Consider the following 6,052-nt stretch of genomic DNA (forward strand, 5'->3'; position numbering starts at 1 on the left):
GCGGAGTTTCGCGATTACATCGTCGATTTCGGAAGGGGGAACGCCGGCCAGGAGGCCGCCGGACGTCTGGGGGTCGTAGAGGATAGTGTCCCGCCCGTCCGATACCCCAGGCTCCGCCTCGCCAAGTTCTGACTCCACCTGCCATCTCTTCTGCAAGTGTTCCCGGTTGGACGGCGCCAGGGTGCTTTCCACGCCGCCGGCAAGACATTCCTCGGCGCCCGCATAGCGGGGTATCCGGCCGACTTCGATCTCTGCACCCATGCCGCTGGCCTCAAGCATCTCGGCCAGATGTCCCGCCAGGCCGAAGCCGGTCACGTCGGTGACGGAAGGTATCCCGGCCTGCGCGAGGATCCTCGCCGCCTCGGCGTTGGACTGCAGCATGCCCTCGAGGACCGCGTCGACCCAGCTTCCCTTCGCCTTGAAGTGCATGTCGGCCGCGAGGATAACGCCCGTACCGATGGGCTTGGCCAGGATAAGCCCGTCGCCGGGACGCAGACCGCCCTTTCTGAACACGGCGTCGTTGTCGGTCAGACCGTTCATGGTCACGCTGACGGCCGTCTCCGACCCTTCGCTGGTGTGGCCTCCAAGGAGTGTGATCTGCAGCCGCCGCGCCTCTTCCGCGATACCACCCATGAGCTGTCTCAGGTCGTTCGCCACGAGGTGCTTTTCCGCATAGGGGAGCGTGACCGTGACCAGCGCGGAGTGAGGGTCTGCTCCCATGGCGTACAGGTCTGACGCGGCGTGGACCAGGGCGATGCGGCCAAAGAGATGCAGGTCGCCGGTGAAAGCCCGGAATCCGTCCACCGTCTGCACCAGCGACCGGCCAGGCGGAATCTCCAGGAGGGCCGCGTCGTCGGCATCGTGCAGACCGATCCGCACGTCCCCCCGGTTGAATACTTCCAGCTCGTCGAGCACGCCGGTCAGGACGGTGGAACCGACCTTGGCGCCGCATCCCGCGCAGCGCATGGCTGCCTCGTCCGCGTCTCGGTCGGATTCTTTACCGGCGGGGTGCGAGTCGCCGGCCGGATCCATAGGCGGCAGCAGCGCCGGTTCGAACTTCCTCATCCAGCGCCGGTCGATCCAGTCCTTCAGACGCCAGACCCAGGGGCCGTGAAAGGAAATGAACCGCCGGCTCGCTACGGCGTTCCGCGTTCCGGTCATCAGTAGCGCGAGCGCCGAGGTCTGGGGCCTGTACGGAACCAGGGATCGGTTTTCGAGCCACGCATGGATATTGCGGGCCAGGACCGGTCCCTCCCGGACCGCGTACACGCCCGATTTGGGCAGGGAACGGGAGGGAAATTCGATACAGTCCCCCGCGGCGAAGACATTGTCGTAACCCAGGACCTGGAGCGTGGGCCGCACCCGGATGAACCCGCCGTCGCTGGTCTCAAGGTTCATATCTTTCAGTAAATCGGGTGGCGCACCGCCCGTCGCCCAGAGCAGGAAATCGAAAGGCAGGGAGGAATGTTCGTCAAAATGAACGCCCGATTCATCCACGCCCGCAATCCGGAGTCCGGTCAGGCAGGTAATCCCCTTCTCGTCGAGATATCGCCCGATATTGCCGGCTACCCTGGGATTATGCCCGCTCAGTAGTGCGGCCTGCGATTCCACGAGCGTGATCCGGACGGGTGCGAAACGCTCCCCCCATCTCGAATGCATGGCGAAGGCCAGCTCCACGCCCGCCGCTCCGCCACCCGCTATGACGATCCGCAGGGGTTGTCCGTCGGGGCGATGGTTTTCCTCGAACCGGTGAACCCTTTTCAGCAGGAGGCCGAGCGGCCTCGTAGGCACGGCGTATTCCCGCACGCCCGGGGTGTCCATCCCCCTGGGAATCGAACCGATGTTGATTGAAAGGGCATCGTAGGCGAGGGGCGGCCGACCGTCTTCGAAGTGAACTTGCTGGATGGTCGGATCAAGGCCGGCTACTCGTGCCCGGACGAACCGGATGCCCGCCCAGGTACACAGCGGTCTCAATTCCATTTCCATTTCGTCGGGGCGGTACAGCCCGGCCAGACAACCGGGCAGCATGCCGGAATAGCAGACGCTGGACTCGTCCGAGATGAGCGTGACGCGAACGCCGCGCAGGGCCTTTTTCATGACCAGCATGCGGATCACCTGCACGTGCGAGTGGCCGCCGCCGACCAGCACGAGGTCTTTTTTGAAGGGGGTTGCCTGGTTCATGATGAGTTCGACTTCGATTCGACGCGCTCGAGCTGGCGGCACGATGTGGTGAAGGCATCACGACAATGCTGGATCCACGATCGCATTGCACTGGAGTCCCGGAGGTCCGGAAAACTCAGCGACCGCGAGGGAATGGAATATACATAGCGAAACCATTTAGACCAAAGACCATTATGACTTTGGTGGATGGGCGAAAGTGCCGGCCCTAGCGCTGGCTTTGCCGACCCGATGAAGCCTCTGCCTGGTCTTGACACGCGCAGTAAATTACCCTTGCAAAGATACCTTCCCCAATCGCGACGACTTAAGCACGAAACGTACGAGGAACTGCAACTTTCACGAGGAGAATCAATGGCCTTCAACATCAAAAAACGCGGCAAGCTGACCTACTATTACCACGGGGACAGCCCGGTGCTCTCGGCCCTGGTGACCGAGAAGCAGCCGGACGGCGATTTGAAGATCTATTTCGCCGGTCTCACGGGCGGTTATTCCGCCAAGGGTGTCCTGGAGCGGGACGATCTGATATCAATGGAACCGGACCAGGAGATACCGCTCGTCTTTCAAAGCTGGGAGAAGTGGCTGATTGATGCCGGGCTTTGCAAATCGCTCAAGGAGATCGATTTCATCGAGGTGCACGCCTTCGGCTGCCAGCCGAAATCGCCGAACCCCCTCGTGGACCCGGTGGGGTACGCCGCCGAACAGGACCGGCTGAAGGAAGCCTACGCCCGGGCCTATAGCGGCTTCTTCCGGGATTACCTGCCGGATAACGGCGTGCCGTGCCGCTTCACAGTCCATCTCGTCGACGTTCCCGACAAGGCCGCGTCCTACGAGTTCTATTCCACGGCTCTCTGGCAGCGTTCGCTCCAGTCCGGTTCCTCCGGCTGATGGGCGCGGAATCGGCCTGTCGGCTGACGCGGTGGAATCAATCAGTTCCTCCGGCTGATGCGTATGAATTCGGACTGTCGCGGTGGCCTGTGTGTTCGGAATCGGCCCGTCGCGACGGTTGAATCCCGCGACATTCGAGTACCCATTAGCGCCTTGACACCCGGTCGAATCGGAAACATATTCTCCGGGTTCGATCCATCGATTTGACTGACCGATTTGACTGACCGATTTGACAGTCTGATACCCAACCCCTTTCCCGTCCGCACCCCGGAAGGAGCGATGCATGGCCGCGCGGTCCCCGCAGGAGACGCTGGAAGCGTTGAAACAGTTCGATACCCCGACGATCACCAACGTGGTGGCGACCTATCCCACCCATCCCCTCTGCCTCGGCCTGTACAACCCCTGGTCGGAGAACTGGTACACCGACGAGTCCATCAGGTGTATCTATCCCGAACTCGGGCGCACCGTCGGCTACGCCGTTACCTGCGTCTTCGGACTGCCCGAACCGGGATTCAAGAACCTTTCCTTCCTCGATATCATCGACGCGCTGGACGAATCCCCCAGGCCGACGATACTCATCATCCAGCAGAAGTTTCCGCCCGAAATCGCCGGCAAAGTGGGTCTGGCGGGCGGGAACATGACGGCTTCCGTCAAGGCCGTGGGATGCGTCGGCGTGGTGTCCAACGGCCCCTCCCGGGATATACACGAAATCCGCCCTATGAAGATCCAGTACCTGCTCAGCGGCGTCACACCCGGCCACGGGGACCAGGCCGTACACGCGGTGAACGTGCCCGTGTCCGTGGGCGGGATGGACGTGGCTCCGGGCGAGATCATTCACATGGACGAGAACGGCGCGTGCAAGTTTCCGGCCAACAGGATGGATGCGGTCCTCGAGAATGCCACGGCCCTTGCGGAGGAGGAAGAAGAACGGATCGGCGCCTTCGAACGCGCGCGGTCGGCCGAAGATATCAAGGCGATCCTGGGTGGACACAGCTACGGCAAGAAAGAAGAATCTTAAATGAAGTGCGTCTTTATCGTACTGGACACGGTCCGCCGGGACTATCTGCCCGCCTATGGCAACGGCTGGGTCCGGACGCCCGCCCTGGACCGCCTGGCGGAACGCGGCGTCGTTTTCGATAACCACTGGGTGGGTTCACTGCCCTGCATGCCGGCTCGCCGCGAATTCATGACGGGCCGGTACAACTTCATCTACCGGGGCTGGGGCCCCATCGAACCCTATGACGACACCCTGCCGGGAGAACTGCGGAAACAGGATGTATTCACCCATCTGCTGACCGATCACTACCACTACTTCGAGCTCGGGGGCGAGAACTATCACACGGCGTTCAATACGTGGGATTTCTTCCGGGGCCAGGAGAACGACTGGTGGGCGTCCCACGTGGACCGCATGGCGCTGCCGGACCACCTGGGTCAGCTCAGCCAGCAGAATTTCGGCAACCGGAAATTGCAGCAGCGGGAGGAGGACTTCTCCGGTCCGAAGACCGCGCAGGCGGCCATCGAGTGGCTGCAGACGAACCGGGCATCCGACGACTGGTTCCTGCAGGTCGAGATCTTCGATCCCCACGAGCCCTTCTATTGCACGGACAAGTACCGGGCCATGTACGGGGATGACTACGACGGGCCGTTCTACGACTGGCCCAGTTATGACGAAGTGCACGAATCTCCGGAAGCCGTCGATCACATCCGGAGGTGCTATGCGGGTCTGCTCACGATGACGGACCACTGGGTCGGCCGGATCTTCGATACCCTGGACGACCTTGGTCTGTGGGACGATACGCTGGTCGTGTTCACCACCGATCACGGGACGATGCTGGCTGAACATGATTACTGGATGAAGAATATCATGCCGCTGTATAACGAGATCGTCCGGATTCCGCTGATCGCCAGTTTTCCGGGAAACGAAAGAGCCGGTACTCGGACCGACGCGCTCACGCAGACCATCGACCTGATGCCGACCTTTCTCGACTACTTCGGCGTGGAGCCGCCGCCCCACGTCCAGGGACTTTCTCTGAAGGACGTGGTGGACGGCTCGGCCGCCCGGGAGGACTGCATCTTCGGTTACTTCGGCATGGCGATGAACGTCACGGACGGAAGGTACGTGTACATGCGGAACCCGGTCAACGAAGATGCGGGGCCGCTGTATGCCTACACGGCCATGCCCACGGGCGGCCTGAACCGCTGGTATCCGAGAGAAGTGTACGACCGGGTGGAAACGGGCCGGTATTTCGGCCACACCTACAACCTTCCGCTATACAAGATTCCGACAGAAGGCAAGGTGCCCCGGCATCACCCCGATGAAGCGTCCTATGCCGGCCGAAACCAGCTGTTCGACGTGGTGAAAGATCCGGCGCAGCGGAACCCGATCGAGAATTCTGCCCAGGAGGCCCGGTTCGCCGAACGCATCGCATGGCACCTGAAATCCTGCGAGGCCATGCCGGAACAGTTCACCCGCCTGGGCATCGATCCGCCCGCCGCATAGTAGGGCAAAAACCATGAAGATGACACGAACCTTGCTCCCTTTTACGGCCCCGTTCCTTCTGACCTTCGCGCTGTTGCTGGTGAACTGCGGCGGTCAACCAGCGCCGGATGATTCCGACGAAAACACACCCGCGTCGGAGTTGTTCTTCGGCCAGACCGCGGAGATGAAGCAGGCGGCCCACGCCGCTTTGATGGAACGCCTGCCCGATGACGCCGCACCCCTCGAGTACCAGGTGTTCCGGTACATGGCCGCGGAACCCAAGAGCATGGACCAGGGCGTCTCGATCTACGTGGCGGGCGGGAGCGAATTCCACTTCGAGCGACTCGTCATGTTCGGACTGAACGGAGAGCTTCTCCCTGGCGCGGCGCATTCGTGGGAACCCTCGGAAGACGGAAAAACATGGACCTTTCACCTGCGCCGGGACGGGCGGTGGAGCGACGGCCGGCCCGTCACCGCCCACGATTTCGAATACACCTTCAAGCGGTTTCT

The 6,052-nt window shown here is 62.0% G+C and carries 4 protein-coding genes and 1 pseudogene; 4 read left to right on the forward strand and 1 reads right to left on the reverse strand.

The genetic code is table 11. From position 1 onward, the window contains the following. A partial coding sequence (selD, locus tag OXG98_11395; protein ID MCY3772608.1) for a selenide, water dikinase SelD occupies window positions 1-2,181 on the reverse strand: 2,181 nt, incomplete at its 3' end. A 348-nt stretch (window positions 2,182-2,529) separates the two neighbouring features. On the opposite strand from selD, the gene OXG98_11400 reads away from it, so the two are divergent. The 4 genes and pseudogenes from OXG98_11400 to OXG98_11415 all read left to right on the forward strand — a co-directional run bounded on the left by OXG98_11400 (window position 2,530) and on the right by OXG98_11415 (window position 6,052). Continuing rightward, window positions 2,530-3,063: a hypothetical protein gene (locus OXG98_11400; protein ID MCY3772609.1), complete on the forward strand. Its 534-nt coding sequence runs from the start codon at window positions 2,530-2,532 to the stop codon at window positions 3,061-3,063. 283 nt (window positions 3,064-3,346) lie between these two features. Beyond that, window positions 3,347-4,081 (forward strand): RraA family protein, encoded by a 735-nt coding sequence (locus tag OXG98_11405; protein ID MCY3772610.1) that lies wholly within the window; start codon window positions 3,347-3,349, stop codon window positions 4,079-4,081. Further along, window positions 4,082-5,563, forward strand: a complete 1,482-nt coding sequence (locus OXG98_11410) for a sulfatase (protein ID MCY3772611.1) — start codon at window positions 4,082-4,084, stop codon at window positions 5,561-5,563. It abuts the gene before it with no gap. A gap of 376 nt (window positions 5,564-5,939) precedes the next feature. Further along, window positions 5,940-6,052: pseudogene (locus OXG98_11415) on the forward strand (ABC transporter substrate-binding protein).

The sequence above is a fragment of the Gemmatimonadota bacterium genome, assembly GCA_026706345.1.
GTDB lineage: Bacteria > JAAXHH01 > JAAXHH01 > JAAXHH01 > JAAXHH01 > JAAXHH01.

What these genes read in the sequence shown, in the direction of transcription:
- OXG98_11405 (MCY3772610.1), top strand. Translation starts at nt 3,347, where the DNA reads ATGGCCGCGCGGTCCCCGCAGGAGACGCTGGAAGCGTTGAAACAGTTC.
- OXG98_11400 (MCY3772609.1), top strand. Translation starts at nt 2,530, where the DNA reads ATGGCCTTCAACATCAAAAAACGCGGCAAGCTGACCTACTATTACCAC.
- OXG98_11410 (MCY3772611.1), top strand. Translation starts at nt 4,082, where the DNA reads ATGAAGTGCGTCTTTATCGTACTGGACACGGTCCGCCGGGACTATCTG.